Source organism: Plantibacter sp. MDV22-iso1 (assembly GCF_058408345.1).
Genome location: NZ_JBZVDY010000001.1, coordinates 2,134,274 through 2,157,368 on the forward strand (window position 1 = coordinate 2,134,274; position 23,095 = coordinate 2,157,368).

Annotated in this window: 25 protein-coding genes; 16 read left to right on the forward strand and 9 right to left on the reverse strand. The window is 68.1% G+C overall.

Annotated elements, in window-relative coordinates; translation table 11 throughout:
* The first annotated feature begins 45 nt into the window (after positions 1-45).
* On the forward strand, positions 46-1,065 hold the full coding sequence (locus AC4PMY_RS10250; RefSeq protein WP_491622622.1) for a D-2-hydroxyacid dehydrogenase: 1,020 nt from the start codon (positions 46-48) through the stop codon (positions 1,063-1,065).
* 15 nt (positions 1,066-1,080) lie between these two features.
* Here AC4PMY_RS10250 and AC4PMY_RS10255 read toward each other — a convergent pair whose 3' ends face one another.
* The 3 genes from AC4PMY_RS10255 to AC4PMY_RS10265 are packed head-to-tail and all read right to left on the reverse strand — an operon-like array spanning position 1,081 to position 3,165.
* Entirely contained in the window at positions 1,081-1,386 is a 306-nt protein-coding gene (locus tag AC4PMY_RS10255) for a hypothetical protein (protein ID WP_139205474.1), read from the reverse strand.
* Between the two features lie 40 nt (positions 1,387-1,426).
* Positions 1,427-1,879 (reverse strand): RidA family protein, encoded by a 453-nt coding sequence (locus AC4PMY_RS10260; protein ID WP_491622623.1) that lies wholly within the window; start codon positions 1,877-1,879, stop codon positions 1,427-1,429.
* Entirely contained in the window at positions 1,876-3,165 is a 1,290-nt protein-coding gene (locus AC4PMY_RS10265; RefSeq protein WP_491622624.1) for a pyridoxal phosphate-dependent aminotransferase, read from the reverse strand. The genes AC4PMY_RS10260 and AC4PMY_RS10265 overlap by 4 nt, the downstream gene beginning before the upstream one ends.
* 305 nt (positions 3,166-3,470) lie before the next feature.
* Here AC4PMY_RS10265 and AC4PMY_RS10270 point away from each other — a divergent pair, with 305 nt between their 5' ends.
* The 4 genes from AC4PMY_RS10270 (at position 3,471) to AC4PMY_RS10285 (ending at position 9,145) form a co-directional block, all read left to right on the forward strand.
* Complete coding sequence (locus AC4PMY_RS10270) at positions 3,471-5,102, forward strand: ABC transporter substrate-binding protein (RefSeq protein WP_491622625.1); 1,632 nt, start codon at positions 3,471-3,473, stop codon at positions 5,100-5,102.
* A gap of 124 nt (positions 5,103-5,226) precedes the next feature.
* Positions 5,227-6,300 (forward strand): ABC transporter permease, encoded by a 1,074-nt coding sequence (locus AC4PMY_RS10275; protein ID WP_071262062.1) that lies wholly within the window; start codon positions 5,227-5,229, stop codon positions 6,298-6,300.
* A gap of 2 nt (positions 6,301-6,302) precedes the next feature.
* The gene (locus AC4PMY_RS10280; protein WP_079003704.1) at positions 6,303-7,427 is read left to right on the forward strand and encodes an ABC transporter permease; all 1,125 of its coding nucleotides are present in this window, start codon (positions 6,303-6,305) and stop codon (positions 7,425-7,427) included.
* Positions 7,424-9,145 carry a dipeptide ABC transporter ATP-binding protein gene (locus tag AC4PMY_RS10285; protein ID WP_491622626.1) on the forward strand — a complete coding sequence of 574 codons (1,722 nt, stop codon included), beginning with the start codon at positions 7,424-7,426 and terminating at the stop codon, positions 9,143-9,145. The genes AC4PMY_RS10280 and AC4PMY_RS10285 overlap by 4 nt, the downstream gene beginning before the upstream one ends.
* Positions 9,146-9,222: 77 nt before the next feature.
* Here AC4PMY_RS10285 and AC4PMY_RS10290 read toward each other — a convergent pair whose 3' ends face one another.
* Positions 9,223-9,537, reverse strand: coding sequence for a YbjQ family protein (locus AC4PMY_RS10290; RefSeq protein ID WP_064294105.1), 315 nt, complete (start codon positions 9,535-9,537; stop codon positions 9,223-9,225).
* A gap of 162 nt (positions 9,538-9,699) precedes the next feature.
* Here AC4PMY_RS10290 and AC4PMY_RS10295 point away from each other — a divergent pair, with 162 nt between their 5' ends.
* From AC4PMY_RS10295 to AC4PMY_RS10305, 3 genes are all read left to right on the forward strand, one after another.
* Positions 9,700-10,068: a hypothetical protein gene (locus AC4PMY_RS10295; RefSeq protein WP_491622627.1), complete on the forward strand. Its 369-nt coding sequence runs from the start codon at positions 9,700-9,702 to the stop codon at positions 10,066-10,068.
* A gap of 380 nt (positions 10,069-10,448) precedes the next feature.
* Complete coding sequence (locus AC4PMY_RS10300; RefSeq protein ID WP_491622628.1) at positions 10,449-12,167, forward strand: bifunctional 3'-5' exonuclease/DNA polymerase; 1,719 nt, start codon at positions 10,449-10,451, stop codon at positions 12,165-12,167.
* Positions 12,168-12,296: 129 nt separating this feature from the next.
* Positions 12,297-12,551, forward strand: coding sequence for a hypothetical protein (locus AC4PMY_RS10305; protein ID WP_079003701.1), 255 nt, complete (start codon positions 12,297-12,299; stop codon positions 12,549-12,551).
* An 80-nt stretch (positions 12,552-12,631) separates the two neighbouring features.
* On the opposite strand, the gene AC4PMY_RS10310 is transcribed toward AC4PMY_RS10305, so the two are convergent.
* Positions 12,632-13,723 (reverse strand): hypothetical protein, encoded by a 1,092-nt coding sequence (locus tag AC4PMY_RS10310; RefSeq protein WP_491622629.1) that lies wholly within the window; start codon positions 13,721-13,723, stop codon positions 12,632-12,634.
* 8 nt (positions 13,724-13,731) lie between these two features.
* A complete protein-coding gene (locus AC4PMY_RS10315; protein WP_491622630.1) occupies positions 13,732-15,039 on the reverse strand; it encodes a heparan-alpha-glucosaminide N-acetyltransferase domain-containing protein in 1,308 nt (435 codons plus the stop codon).
* 204 nt (positions 15,040-15,243) lie between these two features.
* On the opposite strand from AC4PMY_RS10315, the gene rpsF reads away from it, so the two are divergent.
* The 7 genes from rpsF (at position 15,244) to AC4PMY_RS10350 (ending at position 19,773) form a co-directional block, all read left to right on the forward strand.
* Complete coding sequence (gene rpsF, locus AC4PMY_RS10320; protein WP_194718777.1) at positions 15,244-15,651, forward strand: 30S ribosomal protein S6; 408 nt, start codon at positions 15,244-15,246, stop codon at positions 15,649-15,651.
* A gap of 5 nt (positions 15,652-15,656) precedes the next feature.
* Positions 15,657-16,178 (forward strand): single-stranded DNA-binding protein, encoded by a 522-nt coding sequence (locus AC4PMY_RS10325; RefSeq protein WP_064295656.1) that lies wholly within the window; start codon positions 15,657-15,659, stop codon positions 16,176-16,178.
* A 65-nt stretch (positions 16,179-16,243) separates the two neighbouring features.
* On the forward strand, positions 16,244-16,507 hold the full coding sequence (gene rpsR / locus AC4PMY_RS10330) for a 30S ribosomal protein S18 (RefSeq protein ID WP_056010351.1): 264 nt from the start codon (positions 16,244-16,246) through the stop codon (positions 16,505-16,507).
* Positions 16,508-16,519: 12 nt separating this feature from the next.
* Entirely contained in the window at positions 16,520-16,972 is a 453-nt protein-coding gene (gene rplI / locus AC4PMY_RS10335) for a 50S ribosomal protein L9 (RefSeq protein ID WP_056780635.1), read from the forward strand.
* Between the two features lie 575 nt (positions 16,973-17,547).
* Positions 17,548-18,921: a replicative DNA helicase gene (gene dnaB / locus AC4PMY_RS10340; RefSeq protein WP_369808454.1), complete on the forward strand. Its 1,374-nt coding sequence runs from the start codon at positions 17,548-17,550 to the stop codon at positions 18,919-18,921.
* A 116-nt stretch (positions 18,922-19,037) separates the two neighbouring features.
* On the forward strand, positions 19,038-19,259 hold the full coding sequence (locus AC4PMY_RS10345) for a bacteriocin immunity protein (RefSeq protein WP_071262182.1): 222 nt from the start codon (positions 19,038-19,040) through the stop codon (positions 19,257-19,259).
* Between the two features lie 4 nt (positions 19,260-19,263).
* A complete protein-coding gene (locus AC4PMY_RS10350) occupies positions 19,264-19,773 on the forward strand; it encodes an RES family NAD+ phosphorylase (protein WP_254773631.1) in 510 nt (169 codons plus the stop codon).
* 46 nt (positions 19,774-19,819) lie between these two features.
* Here AC4PMY_RS10350 and AC4PMY_RS10355 read toward each other — a convergent pair whose 3' ends face one another.
* Entirely contained in the window at positions 19,820-20,317 is a 498-nt protein-coding gene (locus AC4PMY_RS10355; RefSeq protein WP_071262069.1) for a CGNR zinc finger domain-containing protein, read from the reverse strand.
* Between the two features lie 85 nt (positions 20,318-20,402).
* Here AC4PMY_RS10355 and AC4PMY_RS10360 point away from each other — a divergent pair, with 85 nt between their 5' ends.
* Positions 20,403-21,281 (forward strand): alpha/beta fold hydrolase, encoded by an 879-nt coding sequence (locus AC4PMY_RS10360; RefSeq protein ID WP_071262070.1) that lies wholly within the window; start codon positions 20,403-20,405, stop codon positions 21,279-21,281.
* 273 nt (positions 21,282-21,554) lie between these two features.
* On the opposite strand, the gene AC4PMY_RS10365 is transcribed toward AC4PMY_RS10360, so the two are convergent.
* Both AC4PMY_RS10365 and AC4PMY_RS10370 read right to left on the reverse strand, forming a co-directional pair.
* Positions 21,555-22,088: a hypothetical protein gene (locus AC4PMY_RS10365; RefSeq protein ID WP_139205475.1), complete on the reverse strand. Its 534-nt coding sequence runs from the start codon at positions 22,086-22,088 to the stop codon at positions 21,555-21,557.
* Positions 22,089-22,090: 2 nt separating this feature from the next.
* Entirely contained in the window at positions 22,091-23,056 is a 966-nt protein-coding gene (locus tag AC4PMY_RS10370) for a hypothetical protein (protein ID WP_139205476.1), read from the reverse strand.
* Positions 23,057-23,095: the final 39 nt, after the last annotated feature.

Here is a 23,095-nt window from a genome sequence, read left to right on the forward strand (position 1 = left end):
CGACCGCCCGCACACGCCGCCGCGTCCGCGGCAGGATGGACCATCATGCAGATCCTCATCACGAGCTACCTCGAACCCGAACACGTCGAGGCGATCCGCGCCTCCCACCCGGACGTCGAGGTGCTCTACGACCCGACGCTCATCGGCGTGCCGCAGTACGTCGCCGACCACCACGGGCCGACGCCGCAGCTGAGCGCCGCGGACCAGCGGCGCTGGGAGGAACTGCTCGCGCGGGCCGAGGTCGCGTTCGACTTCGACTGGCAGGACCCGGCGGCGCTCCCGCAGCGCGCACCGAACCTGAAATGGATCCAGGCCACGAGTGCGGGCATCGGCGCGTTCATGCGTCGCACGGGTCTCGACCGGAGCGGCATCGTCGCGACGACGGCCGGTGGCGTGCACGCCGTGCCGCTCGCCGAGTTCGCCCTGACCGGCGCGCTCTTCGTCGTGAAGGGCCTGCCGTACCTGCAGCGTCAGCAGCGCGAGCACCGGTTTGAGCGGTACACCACGAGGCAGCTCGCCGGCATGCGCGTCGCGGTCGTCGGCGTCGGCGGGATGGGCTCGAACGTGGTCCGGACCTTCGACGCGATCGGTGCCCGCGTGACCGCGGTGGGTCGCGTGGGCGGGAGCTACGAGCTGCCGGAGGGCGTCGAGCTGAGCGATGTCGACCGGCTCGATGAGGTGCTGCCGGCCACGGACGTGCTGGTGCTCTGCACGGCGCTCACCCCCGAGACCGAGAACCTCATCAGTGCGGACCGGATCGCGCTCCTCCCCGAGGGGGCCGCCGTCGTCAACATCTCGCGCGGTCAGGTGATCGACGAGGACGCCCTCATCGAGGCCCTCCGCTCGGGTCGACTCGGCGGTGCCGCCCTCGACGTGTTCCGTGAGGAGCCCCTGCCCGCCGACTCGCCCCTCTGGGACCTCGACAACGTGCTCATCTCACCGCACTCCGCGTCCACGGTGGAGAGCGAGAACGCGACGCTCACCGCGCTCTTCATCGAGAACCTCGCCCGGTACCGCGCGGGGGAGCCGCTGCTCAACCGCTTCGACGCCGACCGGGGCTACTGACCCGTCGACCCACGGTCACCGCTCGCGGATCGCCCGCCAGTCGTGCCGCGCGGCGAAGCGGCCGTCGATGAACACGTCGATGTAGCGTGCGCCACCGTCGATCGGTTCCTGGATGATCACCCGAATCGACACCATGTGTCGTTCCTGCACCCCGACCTCGACGTCGAAGACGTTCGGCATGATGCGCCCCAGATTGCCCCCGCTGTCGGCCGCCAGCCACCCGTCGACCTCGATCGTCACCCGGTTCCGGATCCCGGCGACCCGCACGGTGACGTGATGGGGCTCGTCGACCCCGACGGTGAAGCTGAATGAGACGGCCATGACCACCATCAGACCACACGCGTCGACCGCTGGGCGCTGATCAGGTGATCGGCCCGCCGGTGCATCGCGCGACGAGCTGGATCTCGACGGGTGCATCGCCGGGAAGCGCGGCGACCCCGAGGGCAGCACGGACGGGGAGCTCGGCGTCCGGGAACCGTTCGACGACCACGGCGCTCGCCGCGTCGGCGATCTCACTCAGCCGGACGAAGCCGTCGGCCACGGCGAGGTAGACGGTCAGGGAGACCACTTCGGTGAGGAAGGCACCCTCGGGGACCGCGTTCGCAGCGGCAGCGAGCGCCCGCTCGGTCGCGATCCAGGTGGCGGACAGCGCCTGGGCGTCGTCGAGTTCGCGACCGATCCGGCCGGTCGCCACGAGCGCGCCGTCGACCCGCGGGGTCATGCCGGCGGTGTGGACGAGCTCGCCGACGAGGCGTGCGACGGAGTATGCGCCGGCCGGCTGGAGCCTCGCGTCGCGAGGCACGCCGTCGGTCACGCGTCGATACCGGCTGCGGTCGCGAGGCCGGTCAGGCACACGACCATCCGCTCGAGCGCCGCAGCCCACTCCGTCTCGTCGCGGGCGTAGCAGATCCGGAAGTGCCCGCTGCCGGAGGGGCCGAACTGGTACCCGGGCGAGACGACGACCTGCGCCTCGCGCTGGAGGGCTCCGGCGACCTCGACGTCCGACACCCCGAACGCCGAGACGTCGAGGAACAGGTATGCGGTCCCGTCCTGCGGCGTCATGCGTAGGCCGGGGACCCGCGACAGGCTCTCCACGGTGGTGCGCTTGATCGCCTCCAGGTCGGCGATGCGTTCGTGGAGGAAGTCGTCGTCGTCGACGAGCCACCGGGCGAGCATGCGCTGCGCGTAGGCGGGGGCGCGGAGCGAGGTCATCGCGAGCGTCTGCTCGACCGACGCGATGACGTCCTCCGGGGCGACCACGACGCCGATCCGGAAGCCGCTCATGGACTCGGTCTTCGACGGGCCGAGCAGGGTGATGGTGCGGTCGGCCATGCCGGGCTCGGAGCGGAGGTGCGGGAACGGGGTGTCCGTGTAGAGCAGGCGACTGTACAGCTCGTCGACCAGGACGCGGAAGCCGCCGGCGACGGCGAGCTCGGCGACGCGGGAGATCATCTCCGCGGGGTAGACGGCGCCGGTCGGGTTGTTCGGGTGCGAGAACATGAGCAGCTTCGGTTGCTCGGGCAGGAACCGTTCGACCACGTCGAGGTCGAGGCCGGGGTGCTCGCCGTCGAGGATGAGCGGGATGCGCTCGACCCGTGCTCCGAGGAACGCGAGGATCCGCTCGCAGAACAGGTAGTCCGGGTCGGCGAGGAGGACGAGGTCGCCCTCGTCGACGATCGAGGACAGCGTCGTGAACAGGGCGCCCTGCGTCCCGGGGGTCAGGGCGAGGTTGCCGGGACCCACCGGGCTGCCGAGGAAGCCGCTGATCGCCGAGGCGAGGTCGGAAAGCACACCGGGGTCGCCTCGGTACGGGGTGTACGCCCATTCGCCGTTGGCGACGGCCTCGCGGATGGCCTGGTCGGCCCAGGCCGGTGGCGGGAAGCGGACGGTGTCGAAGTGCGTCGTGTCGAGGAGCCCGTGACCGCCGCCGTCGAGTCTGAGCGACAGGTCCGCTGCACGGACGGAGAGCCCGGGAGCCGCCTCCCGATAGGTGAGGTGCGTCCGCGCCACGCGAGCGCTCTGCGCCGGGCGCAACTCGGGAGCGGCGGGCGTGTCGCCGCCCAGCTGGGCGGTGGTGGCCGCAGGCGGGTGCACAGACATACGAGCTCCTCAGAGTCTTGAGGTCCGCCTCATCCGGACCTGTCATCTGTAGACTGTATACTATCGACAACCGGTGATCCATGATCGGTGCGAGACGGCGAGTTCCACGGACTTCGGGCCAAACGCGCGGTCCTTGCGCGTCAGCTGCCGCATGCGCACGTTTCGTGCTCGTAACGAATCAGCACCGGAAGCCTTCTGGGTTTGAGGGATTTGTTCGGAGCGTGCTGTAATCCTCTACAAGCACGTGCGAAGAACCTGCACACAGCCGTGCCGTCTCTCACACACAGAAAACGAGGTCGACATCAATGTCATCCCCACGTAGCGGATTCCGGAAGAGCGCCGTCGCGCTCGCGGGTCTCTCCATCACCGCCCTCGCCCTCGCCGGCTGCGCCGCCGGCGGCGGCAGCGGCTCCAGCAGCGGTGCCAGCGGCACGATCGTCATCGGTACGACCGACAAGGTCACGACGCTCGACCCGGCCGGATCGTACGACAACGGCTCCTTCGCCGTCATGAACCAGGTCTTCCCGTTCCTCCTGAACACGCCGTACAACAGCCCGGACGTCGAGCCCGACATCGCCGAGTCGGCCGAGTTCACCTCGCCGACCGAGTACACGGTGAAGCTCAAGAAGGGCCTCAAGTGGGCCAACGGCAACGACCTCACCTCGTCCGACGTGAAGTTCAGCTTCGACCGTCAGCTCGCCATCGCCGACGACAACGGCCCGTCGTCGCTCCTCGGCAACCTCGAGAAGACCGATGCGCCCGACGACCTCACCGTCGTCTTCACGCTGAAGACCGAGAACGACCAGACCTTCCCGCAGGTGCTCTCGAGCCCCGTCGGCCCGATCGTCGACGAGGACGTCTTCTCCGCCACCGAGGTCACGCCCGACAACGACATCGTCAAGGACAAGGCGTTCGCCGGTCAGTACACGATTGACAGCTACAAGTTCAACGAGCTCATCTCGTACAAGAAGTACGCCGACTATCAGGGCCTCCTCGGCGAGGCGAAGAACGACACCGTCAACGTGAAGTACTACACCGACGAGTCCAACCTGAAGCTCGACGTCAAGCAGGGCAACATCGACGTCGCATCGCGCAGCCTCTCCGCGACCGACATCGAGGACCTGAAGAAGGACAAGAACGTCAAGGTCGTCGACGGCCCCGGTGGCGAGATCCGCTACTTCGTCTTCAACTTCGACACGATGCCCTACGGTGCGACCACCGCTGACGCCGACCCGGCGAAGGCGCTCGCCGTCCGCCAGGCCGCTGCCGACCTCATCGACCGCGCTGCGATCGCCAAGGACGTCTACAAGGACACTTACACGCCGCTCTACTCCTACGTGCCCGCCGGCCTGACCGGTGCCACCGAGTCCCTCAAGGGCCTCTACGGCGACGGCGACGGCGGCCCCGACGCTGCGAAGGCCAAGGAGACGCTCGAGGCAGCCGGTGTGACCGTTCCGGTCGCGCTCAACCTCCAGTACAACGGTGACCACTACGGTTCCGGCTCCGGCGACGAGTACGCGCTCATCAAGGACCAGCTCGAGGCCGACGGCCTGTTCACCGTCAACCTGCAGCAGACCGAGTGGGTCCAGTACGCCAAGGACCGCACGACGGACGTCTACCCGGCCTACCAGCTGGGTTGGTTCCCGGACTACTCCGACGCCGACAACTACCTGTCGCCGTTCTTCGCCACGGACAACTTCCTCGCGAACCACTACGACAACCCGGCTGTCAACGACCTGATCAACGAGCAGCGCTCGACGACGGACGCCGACGCACGGACGAAGCTCATCGAGCAGATCCAGGACACGGAGGCGGCCGACCTGTCGACCATCCCGCTGCTCCAGGGCGCTCAGGTGGCCGTCGTCGGCAAGGACGTCGAGGGAACCGTCCTCGACGCGTCGTTCAAGTTCCGCTACGCGCCCATCACCAAGGGCTGACTAGCCTGACCAACTGATATCCGACTATGGTGAGTCGGACGTCGCGATCGGGGTGGCTCCACAGAGCCGCCCCGATCGTCTGTCCGGGCTCTACCGAGTCGGTGATCGAGGAGGATCCACTGCAATGACGGCAGCTGTCGCAACCCCACCCCCCAAGGCGGCCAGACGTTCCGGAGGTGGCGGACTCTGGCGGTACCTCGTCATCCGCTTCCTGCTGATCATCCCGACGGTGTTCATCCTCGTCACCATGGTCTTCTTCCTGATGCGCCTGACCGGTGATCCGATCACCGCGGCGCTCGGAGGCAGACTCCCGGCCGATCAGCTCGCGGAACGCATCAGCGCCGCCGGCTACGACCGGCCCATCTTCATCCAGTACGTCGAGTTCCTCGGACAGATCGCGGTCGGCAACTTCGGCACGACGATCTCCGACAACCGGCCGGTCATCGAGGTCCTCCTCACGTACGGCTCCGCGACCCTCGAACTCGCGATCTACGCGCTCATCGTCGCCTTCATCGTCGGCATCCCGCTCGGCATGCTCGCCGCCGCCCGCCGTGACCGCTGGCAGGACGCGGGCCTCCGCGTCTTCGCGATCCTCAGCTACGCCACCCCGGTGTTCTTCGCCGGCCTGCTGCTCAAGCTCATCTTCTCCGTCTGGCTCGGGATCCTCCCGGTCGCCGGTCGGGCGAGCACCGGCACCGAGCTGACGCTCCAGACCATCTCGAACCCGTCCGGCATCTACCTGATCGACGCGATCCGCCTCGGCGATCCGACGGCGATCAGCGACGTCCTCGCCCACGCGGTGCTCCCGGCGATCGCCCTCGGCCTGCTCACGGCAGGCGTGTTCCTCCGGCTGGTCCGCACCAACGTCATCGGCACGCTCGGTTCCGGCTACGTCGATGCGGCCCGGTCGCGCGGCGTCAGTGAGTTCCGGCTCGTGACGAAGCACGCCTACCGTCCGGCGCTCATCCCGATCATCACGGTCATCGGCCTCCAGATCGCGCTCCTCCTCGCGGGCGCGGTCCTCACCGAGACGACGTTCGAATGGAAGGGCCTCGGCTTCATGCTGAGCGAGTACCTCAAGGCGCGTGACTTCGTCGCCGTCCAGGGGATCGTCGCGCTGCTGGCCGTCATCGTCGCCCTGACCAACTTCATCGTCGACATCATCGCGGCGATCATCGACCCGAGGGTGAGGTACTGAGCATGAGTGCTCCGACAGCCACCACCGCCGTTCAGACCGCGCCGGCGAAGCGACCGTTGCGGGAACGTCTCCCCGTCGTCAAGCAGTTCCGGCAGTCGGTCGGGCTGCAGCGGGCGATGCTCGTCATCGGTCTCGTCGTCACGGGCGTGTTCGTGCTCATCGCGATCCTCGCGCCGCTCGTCGCGCCCTACCGGTTCAACCAGCTGCGCGGCGACGACGGTTCGTTCGGCACGCAGCAGGCGCCGAACGCGACGAACCTCCTCGGCACGACCGTCGGCGGGTACGACGTCCTGTCCCGGGTGCTCTGGGGAGCCCAGACCGCGCTCTTCGTCATCGTGGCCGCGATCATCCTGTCGATCTTCATCGGCGTCCTGCTCGGGCTCGTCGCCGGGTACTTCGGCGGCTGGCTCGACCGCGTGCTCGTGGTCGTCTGCGACGCGGTGTACGCCTTCCCGTCGCTGCTGCTCGCGATCGTGATGTCGATCGTCATCAGCCGCGGCCAGTCGAGCCTCTGGGGCGGCATCCTCGCCGCCGCGATCTCGATCACCGTGGTCTTCATCCCGCAGTATTTCCGGGTCATCCGCTCCGAGGTCGTGCGCATCAAGAGCGAGGCGTTCGTCGAGTCGGCGAAGGTCATCGGTGCGTCGAGCTCCCGCATCATGTTCCGCCACGTGCTGCGGAACGCGACCCGGACGCTGCCGCTCATCATCACCCTCAACGCCTCCGAGGCCATCCTCACGCTCGCTGGGCTCGGCTTCCTCGGGTTCGGCATCGAGCCGACCGCGGCCGCCGAGTGGGGTTACGACCTCAACCGGTCCGTCTCCGACGTCACGAGCGGGATCTGGTGGACCGCGCTGTTCCCCGGTCTCGCGATCGTGCTCGTCGTGCTCGGCATCACCCTAGTCGGTGAGAGCCTCAACGACCTGTCCGACCCGCGTCTGCGCAGCCGTCGTCGGGTCGGTGCGTCGAGTGGATCGGTCGCTGCGACGTCGAGCATCACGACCACCGGTGGCACGCCCGACAGCCCCGGTGGCGCCGGGATGATGGACGCCGAGTCGCTGGGAGCCGTGAGCGACGCCGCGGCGGACAGCGATCTGGAGAACCGACGAGAGGACGAGCGCTCATGAGCCAGTCGACGCCGACCACCGGTCCACGCGACCTCGGCACCAAGGACATCGTCAGCATCCGCGACCTCGGGGTCTCGTTCTCGACCGATGCCGGCGCGGTGAAGGCGATCAACGACATCTCGCTGTCGGTCGCACCACGCGAGATCGTCGCGATCGTCGGCGAGTCCGGTTCGGGCAAGACGGTCACGGCCAAGACCATCCTCGGTCTGCTCCCGGAGACGGCGACGGCCTCCGGCGCGGTCGTCCTGCGCTCCCGCGACGGTTCGACCGAGCAGGACGTCGTCACGGCGTCGGCGGAGCAGCTGCGGTCCATCCGCGGCAGCGACGCGGCGATGGTGTTCCAGGAGCCGTCGACGGCCCTCAACCCCGTCTACAAGGTGGGCTGGCAGATCGCCGAAGGTCTCCGCGCGCACGGGTCGTACACGAAGGCCGAGGCACGGGCCAAGGCCATCGACATCCTGCGTCGCGTCGGCATCCCGGAGCCGGAGGAGCGGGTCGACTACTTCCCGCATCAGTTCTCCGGCGGCCAGAAGCAGCGCATCGTCATCGCGATGGCACTCGTGCTCGACCCCGGACTGATCGTGGCCGACGAGCCGACGACCGCGCTCGACGTCACGGTGCAGGCGGAGATCCTCGACCTCCTGCGTCGGTGCCGCGACGAGTTCGGCACGGCCATCGTCCTCATCACGCACAACATGGGCGTCGTCGCCGACCTGGCCGACCGCGTCGTGGTCATGTACCAGGGCGACATCGTCGAGGAGGCTCCCGTCCAGGCGCTGTTCTCCTCACCGAAGGCCGAGTACACCAAGAAGCTCCTGTCGTCGGTGCCGCACGTCGGCCGTGGCAAGAGCTCCGCGCCGGCCGAGGTCGAGCGCGGCAAGCAGCTGCAGCTCGGTGAGCCGGTGGTGGTCGCGAAGGAGCTCGAGATCGAGTACCCGGGTCGTTTCGGGCGTGCCGGGTTCCGGGCGGTCAAGGGCGTCGACTTCACGATCCACGCGGGCGAGGTCCTCGGCTTGGTGGGGGAGTCGGGGTCGGGCAAGACCACGATCGGCCGCGCGATCGCCGGGCTCACCAAGGTGACCGGCGGGTCGCTGTCGGTGCTCGGCGTGGAGATGAACCGGGTGAAGGAGCGCGAGTTCGCTCCGAAGCGTCGTGAGATCGGGTTCGTGTTCCAGGACCCGGCGACGAGCTTCAACCCGCTGCTCACGATCGCGGAGTGCGTGGCGGAGCCGCTCATCGTGCATGGCCGCTTCGGCGACGCACGTGCGGCTCGGCGTCGGGTGGACGAGCTCCTCGAGGCGGTCCAGCTGCCGAAGGCGTTCGGCGACCGGTTCCCGCACGAGCTCTCCGGTGGGCAACGGCAGCGCGCTTCGCTCGCGCGGGCGTTGGCGCTCGAACCGGCGCTGCTGGTCGCCGACGAACCGACCTCGGCACTCGACGTGTCGGTGCAGGCTCGCGTGCTGGAGCTCTTCGCCGAGCTGCAGCGTGAGTTCGGGTTCGCGTCGCTGTTCATCAGCCACGACCTCGCGGTGGTCGACATCCTCGCCGACCGCATCCTCGTGCTGTATCGCGGCGACATCGTCGAGGAGGGGCCGGGCTCCACCGTGCTCGGTGCGCCGAGCGACGTCTACACGCGTCGTCTCCTCGCGTCGCTCCCGGTGCCGGACCCGGCCGAGCAGGCCGTCCGCCGCGAGGAGCTCAAGCGCCTCCGCGCCTGACCCTCACCCCCGGTCACTGAGCCTGTCGAAGTGCGCCCTTCGACAGCTCAGGGACCGCGTCGGTTCAGGCCCCGTGCTCAGCCGAGCTTGACGGCGGTGCCGTAGGCGACGACCTCCTGGTAGTTCTGGCCGACCTCGGCCGCGTCGAACCGCATCGCGAGCACCGCGTCGGCACCGAGCGCGGTGGCCGCCTCGATGAGTCGCTGCTTCGCCTCCTCGCGGCTCTCAGCGAGCTGCTTGGTGAGCCCGGAGAGCTCACCGCCCAGCAGCGCCTTGAAGTTGGCGCCGAGTTGCACGCCCGCGTTGCGTGCCCGGACCGTGAGGCCGGTCACCTCGCCCAGCACCTCGGTGACCTGGCGGCCGGGGACATCGTTCATCGTCGAGATCAGCATGTTCGCAGTCTGGCACCGCAGCGCCCACCCCCATAGGGGGGATGTCCCGGTAGCGACTGCGGTCGACGCTGAAAGCGCAGTGATCGACGAGCCACGCAACGCAATCGCGGTCAGCTTCTCCAAACTTCTGCGCTCTCGTTTTTTGACCAGGAAGCTTCTTGCATGAAGAGTTTCAGGTGCATATATTTCACCGAGAGGGAGTCCTCTTGTATCGAAATGGAGCAAAGAATGAAATCAAAGTGGATGATTCGTGCTGTCCTTGTACTCGTCGTATCGACGGCCGTCGTCGCCGGCGGCGGCATGTATGTCCTCTTCAACGCGCTCGACCAGAACCTCATCATCGGCGGAAGCGGCTTCGCGATCGGAGCCGCAATTTGCGCGATACCTGGAGTCGGACAAGCAGCATGTCTGGTTGTCGGCGGACTCATCACGATCGCTTTCGCTGTCCTGTCCAACTGGGGCGTCTGCCAGAACGGGAAGGAGATGAAGATCTACTTGAACGGTGTGACGGCAGGGTGTGTACGTGTCTGACCCTCGTAACCTGCATCCACCCTTGCGCAGGCGACGCGCCCTCATCGCCGGCGGTTTCGCCGGCGGCGTTCCGCTGCTGTTAGGTGCGATCGCCCGTGGCGCCCGGCCGTTGGACTACCTAGCGAGCGCGATCTTCCTTGTGGGGCTGCTCGCTACCGCCTGGTGGCTCATCGGCTGGATCAACAAACGGCGACGCGCCAGTTGAATCACGCTGGCGCAGCGGTTTCTCTAGCCAGGTAGTTTGGCCCGACGGGAGCGGTGCGCTGTAGCTGCGTTGACGAGTACGAGACCCGGATGGAACGAGTGATTCCGTCCGGGTCTCGTGTCTCAAGCGAGTGCGCGCGTCGGGCGAGGTCGGCGGGTGACGGCAGACTGGGGTGGTGCACATCGTCCTCCAGCAGCTCGACGGCGCCCGCGTGCGCGTCGTGCACCTCGAGGACCGCCCCATTCCGTCCGGCGAACCACCTCCGGTCTCCGAGACCACCATCCCGCGCGCCGACCTCGCGGCCTTCGTCCGGCGTCTCGAAGCCGAGCCGAATCCGCCGCGCTGGGTCTGGGACGACACCACGCTCTGGTACCCGGCGCTCCTCGCCGCGGGTGTCCGGGTCGCCCGCTGCGTCGACCTCCGGCTCTCACACAACCTCCTCCGCAATGCCGCCTTCACCGCCGACTCCGCCCTCGCGACGGCTCCGGCGGGCCCGTGGGACGAGGTCCTCGACCCGCGCGTCGCCCAGCGTGCGGAGGCGGTCGGGACCCTCTTCGACCTCGACCTCCCGGGCGGCGAACGCGATCCCGTCGCCGAGTTCACGCTCCAGCGTGACGCCGTCGACGGTGCGACACCGCAGGGACGCTCGCAGCTCGGACTCCTCCTCGCCGCCGAGTCCGCCGGTGCCCTCATCGCCACGGAGATGACCTTCGCCGGTCTCCCGTGGGACGCCGAGGCCCACGACCGCATCCTCGCCGACGCCCTCGGCCCCAAGGTGCCGCCCGGTGTCCGTCCGGCGAAGCTGGCCGCGGTCCTCGAGGAGGTCAAGGCCGCCCTCGGGGTGCAGGAGCTCAGCCCCGAGTCACCGGGCGAGCTCCTCAAGGCCCTGCAGCGTGCCGGCATCAACGCGACGTCCACTCGCCAGTGGGAGCTGCAGGAGATCGAGCACCCCGTCATCGAGCCGCTGCTCCGGTACAAGAAGCTGTCCCGTCTCCTCACCGCGAACGGTTGGACGTGGGTCGAGACCTGGGTGAAGGACGGGCGCTTCCGTCCCACGTACGTGCCCGGCGGGGTCGTCACCGGCCGCTGGGCGTCCGACGGTGGCGGTGCCCTCCAGCTGCCGCACCAGGTCCGCGGTGCCGTCCTCGCGGACGAGGGGTGGCGTTTCGTCGTCGCCGACGCCGCGCAGCTCGAGCCACGCATCCTCACGGCGATGTCCGGCGACCGCGCGATGGCCGATGCCGGACGCGGGGTCGACCTCTACCAGGGCATGGTCGACGTCGGCGCGGTCGACACCCGACCACATGCGAAGATCGCGATGCTCGGTGCCATGTACGGCGCGACGACGGGGGAGAGCGGGCGCCTCTTGCCCCGGCTCACGAGGGCGTTCCCGCAGGCGATCGAGTTCGTCGAGGCCGCCGCCCGTGCCGGGGAGCGCGGGGAACGGGTCAGCACCCGGCTCGGCCGCACCTCACCGCTACCCGGCGAGACCTGGCGCGAGATCCAGTCCGCCGCGTCGATGGAGGGTGCGACGGCGGCGGCCACGCAGCGCGCCCGCATGGAGGCACGGAGCTGGGGTCGCTTCACCCGCAACTTCGTGGTGCAGGGCACCGCCGCCGAATGGGCGCTGTGCTGGATGGCCGGCCTCCGGACGCGGCTGCAGGCGCTCGCCGCAGAGTCGGTCGGTCCGGCGGCCGCGCTCACCGAGTCGGCCCACCTCGTCTTCTTCCTCCACGATGAGATCGTCGTCCACTGCCCCGAGCACCAGACCGAGCGGGTCGTCGCCCTCGTGCGCGAGGCGGCGGCCGAGGCCGGTCGCCTGATCTTCGGCACCGCGCCGGTCGAGTTCCCGGTCACCACCGCCGTCGTCACCTCCTACGCCGACGCCAAGTAGCCCGCGAACTGTCACGTGACGCGGGTGCGCGCGGCCCGCACTGTTCCGAAGTGACAGTTCGCGAGCTTGACGCTGGCGAAACAGGTCGGGCGGTGGGATGGAGTGCATCAGCCCTCGAAAGGATGCGCCATGACCGTCGAACACGTCCAGACCCGCCCGACCCGACCCGCCTGGGCGGCTGGAGCCCGCCCGACCGACGGTGACGCGGTGGCCCCGGACGACCAGCGACCGCTCGCGAGCCTGCTCGAGTCCGGCGGCGCGGTGATCGGCTGTCTCACCGGTTGGGTCGTCGTCGTCGGCATCTTCATGGGGGCCGTCGCGATCGGCACGATCTGCATCGGCGGGACGGCGGCGATGCTCGCCGCGGCCTTCCTCGCCCCCTAGCCCGCGAACTGTCACTTGATGCGGGTGCGCGCGGCCCGCACTGTTCCGAAGTGACAGTTCGCGGGCTGGGATGGGTGGGCTCAGCCGCCGGTGATCGCCCGGACGGCGTCGGTGATGATGAGGTACCAGCCGTAGACGGCGAGGGCCAGACCGATGAGCCACCACCATCCTGTCCGACGGGACAGGCGTCTTCCCTGCCGTGCCACTCCTCGTGGCGGACGGATCAGTGGGAACGAAGCCGCCATCGTCGCCGCGTCGACCGGTTCCAGTCGACGATCCCGCCAGCGCTCCCATTGCGCGATGCGTTCCGTCAGGATGTCGACGACCGACAGCAGCCACGTCCACACCTCGGGGTCGAGGGTCGAAAGGTCCTTGGGTGAGTACAGGAAGAGGTGGTCGTCGACGATCTCGACATCGAGTTCGGCGACGGTGTCGATGAACCGCGCCATGATGTCGGGTGTGAAGAGGTAGAGTGCGTCGGTCTCGTACCCACGCGGGCAGTACAGCTCGAAGTGGCGGTCGAAGTCGCCTTCGAGTGAGAGCCGCTGGTCCTTAGCGTAGGTGACGGGCAGGCGGGGGTGCAGGAGCGAGTTGTTACCGACGGCGTCCAGGACGATGTGGGGGAGCGCCACCGGCAGCCGGAGCGCCACGTAGCCCCACCGATGCTCCTTGCGGTTCCGTCCCGAACCGATGGTCGTGCGCAGGTTCCCGACGGACAGCGGCGACCTGCCGTCCCGCCACAGCAGGTCCCTCACCACGCTCGTCCCGCCCATCGTGAAGATCAGGCCGGGCAACGCCACCGGTATGGCGAACGGTCGGTAGCCCAGGCCGTTCGCCCGAGCGAATCGGTCCAGCCGGTACTGACGCACGCCGCTGCGTCGTCGGACCGTGCGCACCAGCAGGACGAGCATGCCGACGGGCAGCGCGAGGTAGGGCAGGAGGATCAGGGCCGACCAGTCCCATGGCTCATCCGGCATCGAGCCGTCTTCGAGTACGAACCACCAGGCGGAGAGGAAGAAGATCGGCAGCACCGCCAGCACGACGGCGGGCCAGATCGCCGCCAGGAGTGGTGGACGGACCTCGCCCGGGAGGCCCGTGCGGTACTCGCGGAGTGCGCGTCGGTCGATCCGTTCCGTGAGTGGTCGCGTGTCCAGCGTCGAGGTTCGTGTCATCGGACCGGTCATCGTACGTGCGGTGTTCCGTGCGGTTCGGGCACAGGCGTCATCGTCGTGGGCGTCCAACCAGGGCGGTTCGCGGCGACGGTGAGCGCCCGGCCGGCCGCGTGGACCAGGGCCTCGAGCGGACCACGACGCTTCGTGAGGGCGATGATCCAGCCGAGGAGGAGCGCGCCGGCGACGTGGATGAGCCAGAGCTGCGGGCTCGAGATCAACCACGCCGTGTCCGCATACGTCCCGGCGATCGCGGCGATCAAGGCACCCACCGACGCCATGAACACGTGCGCCGAGTAGACGGTGAGCGGAGCGGCCCCGGCGCCGGTCGCCGGCAGGAGCGCGAGCGACCAGCCGCGGTTCAGGACGGTGCCGAGCGCCAGGCATAGACCGATGACGAGCGCCGCGATCCCGATCGTGAAGACGAGGTCGAGCGTGGTGCCCGAGTGCGGGGCGCGGGCGACGAGCCACCAGAAGGACTCCGTGGGGCTCGTGCCGTACATCCCCTCGGCGAGGGCGTCCTCGACGGCGGTGATCGTCGTCGGATCGGGCTCGAGCCCGCCGGTCCAGGCGCGCGCGATGCCCTGGACGCCGCCGACCGGACCGAGCAGGAGGGCGGCGAGGCGATCCGAGGCGATGGCGACGACGAGTCCGATCGCCGCGAGCTGCAGTGCGAACCGTCGCAGGGTCCCGTCCGCCCGCGCATCCATGAGCAGCCGGCCGACCGCCATCCCGACGAGGACGTAGACGATCCAGGTGAGCGCCGGGTACACCCCGGTGAGCAGCAGCCCTCGGGCGAACCCGCCGTCCGAGACGTCGAGCCAGGACGCACTGCCGATCTCGGGGGAGTCGACGCCGCTGAGCGGCACCCGGAGCGCCTGCGAGCAGATCGGCCAGACCACCGCCCAGACGGCCGCGACGATCAACAGCGTACGCGGACGCCACGTGACGGCCGGGATCGCGAGCCAGAAGGTCACGCCGTAATACGCGATGATCACGTAGATGCCGCCGGGCAGCACGCCGAGGGTGAGGCCGAGGACGAGCAGGGCGAAGCCGCGTCCGAAGAGGTTGAGTCGCGCCGCGGCGGGGGAGCCGGCGGCGAGGTCACGGCGGATCGTGAGGACGATCCCGATGCCGGCCAGCACGGCGAACAGTGCAGCGGCTTTGCCGGACAACACCTCCGTGATCGGCGTGTGTCCACCGGTCGCGATGTCGAACGCCCAGACGTGCGTGGCCATCATGCCGATGAGCGCGAGGAACCGCGCGAGGTCGAGACCGATCAGTCGGTCGGCGCGCTGTCGGCTGGCTGGGCTGCTCATCGCGTCCAGCATCCCACGCGTGGCGGCTCCGCGACAGGCCCGCGGTGGCGGTACGGGCTCCCGTCCGGTACGCTGTGAAGGTTGCCCGGGTGCGTCCGCTCTGTTCTCACCCGATCGCAACGATGCTTACACCCTCCTGCCACAGAAAGTCTGTGGCCGTTCGAGTCCGAAGGAGGTGGGTTAGTGACGCATCAGTACGAACTCATGGTCATCCTCGACCCCGAGATTGACGAGCGCACGGTTGCACCGAGCCTCGACAAGTTCCTCAACGTCATCCGCAACGATGGTGGAACCATCGACAAGGTCGACATCTGGGGCCGTCGTCGTCTCGCTTACGAGATCAACAAGAAGACCGAAGGCATCTACGCCGTCGTGGACTTCACTGCATCGAGCGCTGCCACGCAGGAGCTCGACCGCCAGCTGAAGCTCTCCGAGGCCGTCATGCGCACCAAGGTGCTGCGTGCCGAAGAGGCCATCGCTCAGGTCGCCACCGAGACGAAGCGCAGCGAAGAGAAGGCCGCCCGCAAGGCTGCCGCCAAGCCTGCTGCTGCTGTCGCCGCGGCTCCCAAGGCAGACGCGGCTCCGGCTGCGGCTGAGACCAAGGAAGCCTAGGGCTCATGGCCGGCGAGACCGTCATCACCGTGGTGGGCAACCTGACCAGCGATCCGGAACTGCGTTTCACGCAGAACGGCCTGGCTGTCGCCAACTTCACCATCGCTTCCACGCCGCGCAACTTCGATCGCGCGACGAACGAATGGAAGGACGGCGAAGCGCTGTTCCTGCGCGCGAGCGTCTGGCGTGAATTCGCCGAGCACGTGGCCGGATCGCTCACCAAGGGAAGCCGCGTCATCGCGACCGGGCGTCTCAAGCAGCGTTCCTACGAGACGAAGGAAGGCGAGAAGCGGACTTCGATGGAACTCGAAGTCGACGAGATCGGCCCTTCGCTCCGGTACGCGACCGCGACCATCAGCCGTGCACCCTCGGGTGGCGGCGGCGGTGGTCAGCAGCGCGGCGGCGGAGCTCCGCAGGTGCAGCAGAACGAGCCCTGGGCTCAGAGCGCACCCGCAGCTTCCGGCGGCAACGGCGGTGCAGATGCCTGGAACACTCCGGGTAGCTACAGCGACGAGACCCCCTTCTAAACAGATTCGATCGGTCCGGTTCTGCCGGTTAGCCGATCACTCCATTCACACGCAAAGGAACAACCATGGCTGGAAAGTCGAGCGGCGACCGCCGCAAGCCTGCCCGCGGTGCTAAGGGCGGCAAGAACGTCGCTCCCGCGAAGGCGATCCGCGTTGGTGTCATCGATTACAAGGATGTCGCCACGCTTCGCAAGTTCATCTCCGAGCGGGGAAAGATCCGTGCTCGTCGTATCACCGGTGTCAACGTCCAGGAGCAGCGACTCATCGCACGTGCGGTCAAGAACGCACGCGAGATGGCGCTCCTGCCCTACGCCGGCTCTGGCCGCTAGGAGGCGCCGCACATGTCGAAAGTTATTCTGACGCACGAGGTCTCCGGCCTCGGCTCCGCTGGTGACGTCATCGACGTCAAGAACGGCTACGCCCGCAACTTCCTCGTGCCCCAGGGTTTCGCGACCCCGTGGACCCGCGGTGGCGAGAAGCAGGTCGAGCAGATCAAGTCGGCCCGCGCTGCGCGCGAGCACGCCACGATCGAAGAGGCCCAGGACCTGAAGGCTCGCCTCCAGGCCACCAAGGTCAAGCTCACGGTCAAGACGGGTGGCGAAGGCCGTCTGTTCGGTTCCGTGAAGCCTGCCGACATCGCGAAGGCCGTGGCGGAAGCCGGGCTGGGCGAGGTCGACAAGCGCAAGATCGAGATCCACACCCCGATCAAGTACGTCGGCGAGCACGAGGCCACCATCAGCCTCCGCGACGAGATCGTCGCCACGATCACCCTTCAGGTGGTCGCGGCCAAGTAGTACCCGCCGTGCGGTGTCGGGCCCTCGGGTCCGGCGCCTCATGCACGTCGTGATGAGCGCGATGGCGGTGGACCGAGAGGTCTGCCGCCATCGCGTTTTTCTGTGCCCAGAACGGGGGCGACGCGTCGCCGCGACACCTGTGCGCTACACCCGTTTCGCCCTCGGAGTCAAGCAAGTTGTACACAGGTGACCCCCGTTCTCCTCAACGTTCGACACAGGATCGAAAGAACTTTCCACACATAGCCTGTGGAATCAGAATCTCCTGGTCAGGACGGTATTGACTGGCGGAAAAACTTCTCTCTCCACAGGGTTTCCCACAGCTTGTGCACACGACACGCGGCGTTTCCCCCGATCTCTCCACAGAGTTATCCACAGGCAGAGTTGGTTGTGGAGACGAGTGGCCCTATCGTGAGTCATCGGCGTCTCGGAACAGCCGGGCGAGCAGGCTGAGCAGCCCTCGTCCGTAGCCCGTGGGCGCCCCGCAGGGCCCGTGCGTGTCGCACGTTCCTGCTACACCTGAGTCGTCATCACCCGCACCACCCGAGTCAACATCGAGAAGGGATGTCCACTTGTCGATCGCTCACCTCAACCGCTCCGAAGGTGGCGGTTCGTACGACGAGCCGCGCGGCAACGAGCGGGTCCCTCCGCACGACCTCCTCGCCGAGCAGAGTGCACTCGGCGGCATGCTGCTGTCGAAGGACGCGGTCGCCGATGTGGTCGAGACGCTCCGTGGTGTGGACTTCTACATCCCCAAGCATGAGGTCATCTACGACGCCCTGCTGACGCTGTACTCGCACGGTGAGCCCACCGACGTCATCACGGTCACCGACGAGCTCGTCAAGACGGGCGAGCTGTCCCGCGCCGGCGGTGCCGATTACCTCCACACGCTCACGAGTCTCGTGCCGACCGCGGCGAACGCCGGCTACTACGCCCGCATCGTCGCGGAGCGCGCGCTGCTGCGTCGGCTCGTCGAGGCGGGCACCCGCATCGTGCAGATGGGGTACGCCGCCGAGGGTGAGGCCGTCGAGCTCGTCAACTCCGCTCAGGCCGAGATCTACGCCGTCTCGGGCAACCAGGAGGTCGAGGACTACGTCCCGCTGACCGACGCGGTGAGTGCGGCGATCGACGAGATCGAGGCCGCCAAGCACACCGACGGTTCCATGACCGGCGTGCCGACGGGCTTCCGCGAGCTCGACGAACTGACGAACGGTCTGCACCCGGGTCAGCTCATCATCGTCGCCGCCCGACCTGCTATCGGTAAGTCGACGCTCGCGCTCGACTTCGCCCGCGCTGCGTCCGTGCACTACAATCAGCCGTCGATCTTCTTCTCGCTCGAGATGGGTCGTAGCGAGATCGCGATGCGTCTCATGAGTGCTGAGGCGTCCGTGCCGCTGCAGCTCATGCGTAAGGGCACCGTCGACTCGCAGGACTGGACGAAGATCGCGCAGGTGCGTGGGCGCATCAACGACGCTCCGCTCTACATCGACGACAGCCCGAACATGACGCTCGTGGAGATCCGGGCGAAGTGCCGTCGACTGAAGCAGCGTGTGGGCCTGAAGATGGTCGTCATCGACTACCTGCAGCTGCTCACGTCCGGTAAGCGTGTCGAGAGCCGTCAGCAGGAGGTCTCGGAGTTCTCCCGTGCGCTGAAGCTCATGGCGAAGGAGCTCCAGGTCCCCGTCATCGCGCTGTCACAGCTGAACCGTGGTGCTGAGCAGCGGGCCGACAAGATGCCGGCACTGTCCGACCTCCGTGAGTCGGGCTCGATCGAGCAGGACGCCGACATGGTGGTGCTCCTGCACCGCGAGTCCGCCTACGAGAAGGACAGCCCGCGAGCCGGCGAGGCCGACCTGATCATCGCCAAGCACCGTAACGGCCCGACGCGCACGATCACCGTCGGCTTCCACGGGCACTTCAGCCGCTTCGCCGACATGGCGCCGGGGATGTAGTTCGCGGTCCGCGCCCAGAGTGCGCATTGTGCTTGCTCATCGTCCTGCGAGGAGCAGACTGCGCACTCTCGATGCATGCCCCTGTTGCGCGCAGCAGCCGATCTACCATGGTGGTCATGGCCGATCTCACCGGACTCAGTCGCGCGGAGCTCGTCGACCTCGTCCGCCGACTCCAGGCCGCGACGGGCACCGAGGGTGAGCAGGACCAGCTCCTCGGGGTCCTTCGCGCGAACGTGCCTGATCCGCGCGTGTCCGACCTGATCTACTGGCCGCCGTCCGTGCTCTCGCCCGACGAGATCATTGATCGCGCGCTCGCCTACCGGCCGTTTGCGCTCTGACATCGTGACCGGCATCGACCTGACCTTCGCCCCACCACTGAGGGGCACGTTCTACCGCGCGATCGACCCGAGCTTCCGCGAGTTCGCGATCGCCGGATCACGCACCGCTGGGCGCTACTCGCGGGCGAACGAGCCGACGCTGTACCTGAGCTCGTCCGTCGACGGTGTCGAGGCCGCGATGATCGCCCACCAGGATGCTCGGGCGGGGGCGCGCGAGATCGTTGAGATCGACGTCGAGGCGTCCGGCATCGTCGACCTGCGCGACGCGCGGGCTCTGGAGTCGGCAGGCATCGACCTCGCTGACGCGACAGCCCCCTGGCAGGACATCGTCGCCGGCGGGGGCACGCCGACGTCGTGGAGCGTCCGCGACCGCCTCCTTGCCGGCGGCGCGTACGGATTGATCGATCCCTCGCGCAAGCGGCCGGGGCTCTGGCATCTGGTGCTCTTCCGCTGGAACGAGCCTGATGCGCCGAGCGTCAGCTTGAGAGGGACTCATGTCGCCGCCGCGAATTGACGCCGCGATACGACGTTCGTCCTGATCCGAGCGTGTACCGGGCCGCTCAGCTCTGAGCGCGGCGCGCATGCGTGCGCGCCTTCATCCGGTTGCCGCAGACCGCCATCGAGCACCACTTCGCGGTGCCAGGTCGGCTGTGGTCGACGAGGAACTGCGTGCATTCGTGGTTCGCGCAGGCACGGAGGCGCCCGGGGAACTCCGTGATCACGCTCGACCACGCCAGCACGACCGCCGCCACGAGGCGATCGTCCTCAGGGACCTGAAGCTCCCAGACCACGCCGCCCGGGGTGATGCGCGGCGTGCGCACGGCATCGTCGAGGATGCCCGCGAGGTCTCTGATCGCTCCGCCGTCATCTCCACGGACGACGGTCTGGAGCGCCTGCCTCGCATGTCGAAGGCGCGCCACCTCGTCCGCGGATCCGGTGCCGCCCCAGCTGCGCGCCAGGTCTTGTCCGGTCGGCCCCTCGAGACGGTCGGTCGGGGTGCCCTCGACGACCGGCGCACTGTTCAACAGGCCCAGCAGCAGCTCCTCGTCGCGAAGCATCGTTCTCCGTTCTCGTGCGCCGACCGGCGCCCTCGATCCATGCTACCGTCTGGCTAACCAGTAAAACGATCTAAAGGGGTTAGCCATGGTCACCGTCCACCACCGCACCGTCTCGATCGACGGGCTCGACGTCTTCTACCGCGAGGCTGGCCCTGCCGACGCTCCCGTGCTCCTACTCCTCCACGGGTACCCGAGCAGCTCCCACATGTTCCGGCACCTCATCCCGGCCCTTGCCGGCCAGTACCGCGTCATCGCTCCGGACCACATCGGCTTCGGTCGCTCCTCCGCCCCCTCGGTCGACGAGTTCGAGTACACCTTCGCGGCCCTCGCAGGGGTGACCGGCCGGTTCCTCTCGACCATCGGCGTGACGCAGTACACGATCTACGTCCAGGACTACGGCGCCCCGGTCGGCTGGCGCCTGGCCCTCAACGACCCCACCGCCGTCGTCGGGGTCATCTCCCAGAACGGCAACGCCTACGAAGAGGGGTTCGTTCCGAGCTTCTGGGACCCGATCTGGGCCGACGCCGCCGAACGGACCGCCGAGACGCGCGACGCGCTCCGTCCAGCCCTCGGGCGGGAAGCCGTCGAATGGCAGTACACCCACGGTGTGCCGGACGCGACGACCGTCGACCCCGACGCCTGGGAGCACGACCTCGCGCTCCTCGCCCGACCGGGTCAGGACGACGTGCAGCTGGCGCTCTTCCGCGACTACGCCACCAACCGGGACCTCTACCCCGCGGTGCACGAATGGCTCCGCACCTCACAGGTGCCGGTGCTCGCGATCTGGGGTCGTAACGACGAGATCTTCGCCGCCGCCGCCGCCGGCGCCACGGCGTTCACCCGCGACGCCCCCGATGCTCGCGTCGAACTCGTCGACGGCGGACACTTCCTCCTCGAATCCGACCTCGACCACGTCGCTGACACCATCACGGACTGGCTCCGGACGACTGACCGAAGCGCATAGCCCGGCGGCTGACGCCGAGACCGTCACCCGTCTGCGTCGACGACTCCGTCTCGCCAGGATCAGGCGCTGGCCTCGTGTGTGCTGCCGCGCTGGTGAACGTCGCCGGCACGGTCCTCAGCTACTGGTCGCTACCAGTCCTGGCCCGAGTCATTCTCGCCAGCCGTCCACGTCGCGGTCACCGACCTCGCACGCGTCCTGTCCCCGGTGTCGGTCGACACTGCATGGATGGTGCTCGTCGGCGATCTGACCGACTTCGATCCCGCAACGCTCGTGCTACAGGTTGACCGCCAGCAGGGTCACGAGTGTGATGAGGATCACGACGAGGACGCCGCCGCCGCAACCGATGGCGAGAAGGGGCCCGTAGCCGAGGCGGGACGTGCGCGCGCCGGCGTGCTGAGCCGCCGCGATGAACCCCGGTCCGCCGCCGAGGTGGAACGAGTACGCCGCTCCGGCCACATTGACCGTGCGGGCGAGGTCGACGCCCATTTCGAAGCGTGGCTTGTCGAGAATGCCGGCGACGCCGCCGGCGATGCCGTGATAGAGCGCCCGGTCCACGGATCGGGGATCCGCGAGCATCGGATAGCTCTGATCTCGCACGACAAGCGTGATCCGCTGAGCCGCCGACTTCACGACGACCTCCTGTGCGGGGACCCGGAAGTACTCCATCCACCCGGCAGGCGTTGCGACCCAGAGCGCAACGAAGCCGTCGCGGACCTCGGCACATGCCGGGAGGTACTGTCCGGTCGCGTGGTCGCCGAATGCTCCTGAGAACACCGTGTGGGGAAGGTGGTGGTCTGGTGCTGTCATGGCTACCCCTGGTCGGCGCAGTAAGCCGACAGACGCTCTTCGCCGGCGGTGAGTGCGTCGTCCCATGCTGCGAAGGCGGTATCACCCTCCGAGACGTATGCATCGACCTCGTCTGCGGAGAGTTGGAGCACCTGCTCCTCCGTGAGTAGACCGGAGATCACGTCCTCGTAGTACGTTTCGTACGCGTCGTACATGCCCGCCATCTCCGTGTGGACCTCGGAGACGGTGACCTGCGCCAGCGCTGCTTTGAGCTGCGCGAGCCCGTCAGTCGCCTGGCGCTGAGCGGCGGGCACGTCCCCGATGGCCGCGGCACCGGATGCACCGCTGTAGACGAGGCCCGCGTCGACCCATTCACCGTCGGCGATCTCACACGCTTGTGTCGCGGTCTGACCGCTCTGCATCACTCCGCACAGGTCGTAGCGCTGCACGTTCGCATCGGACATCTGCCGCTCGAATTCGGTTTCCTGCTGTCCGAGGACGACGAGGAGGTTCGTCGGATCGTTGAGATCGACGGCGTATCCCGCCGGCACAGCGGCGAGGCCCGGCCAGATGGTGTCGGCATACTGCTGATGCGCACTGATCGACGCGTCGAGGACCTGTCGCAATTCGGGGGCGGCGACACGATCGGCGATGTCCTGCAAGTTGGAGATCACCGACTGGTGCTCGGTCTGCTTCTGAGCGAAATCCTTCCGCTGGGAGTCGGCTTCGAGCGCCTCCCACGGATCGAGAGCGAATCCCCATTCCGCGTTCACCGTCTCGCACGCGACATCGAGGCCGTGTTGCGCCGGCGGCATCGACGCCGGGGCGGGGCCTCTGTTGGGTGGGAAGAGCGAGGTGCAACCCGCCGCGCTCACCGCCACGGCGATGGCCGCCGCGATCATCGGCACATTCCTACTGGCAATTCGCATGCTGTCCCCCCGGTGATCACCGACATCGCCGTTGTCCACCTTAGGGTCATGCTTCGTCACGGCGGAAGCTCTGGAGCCCACGGGGTGTTCGGGCGCGAA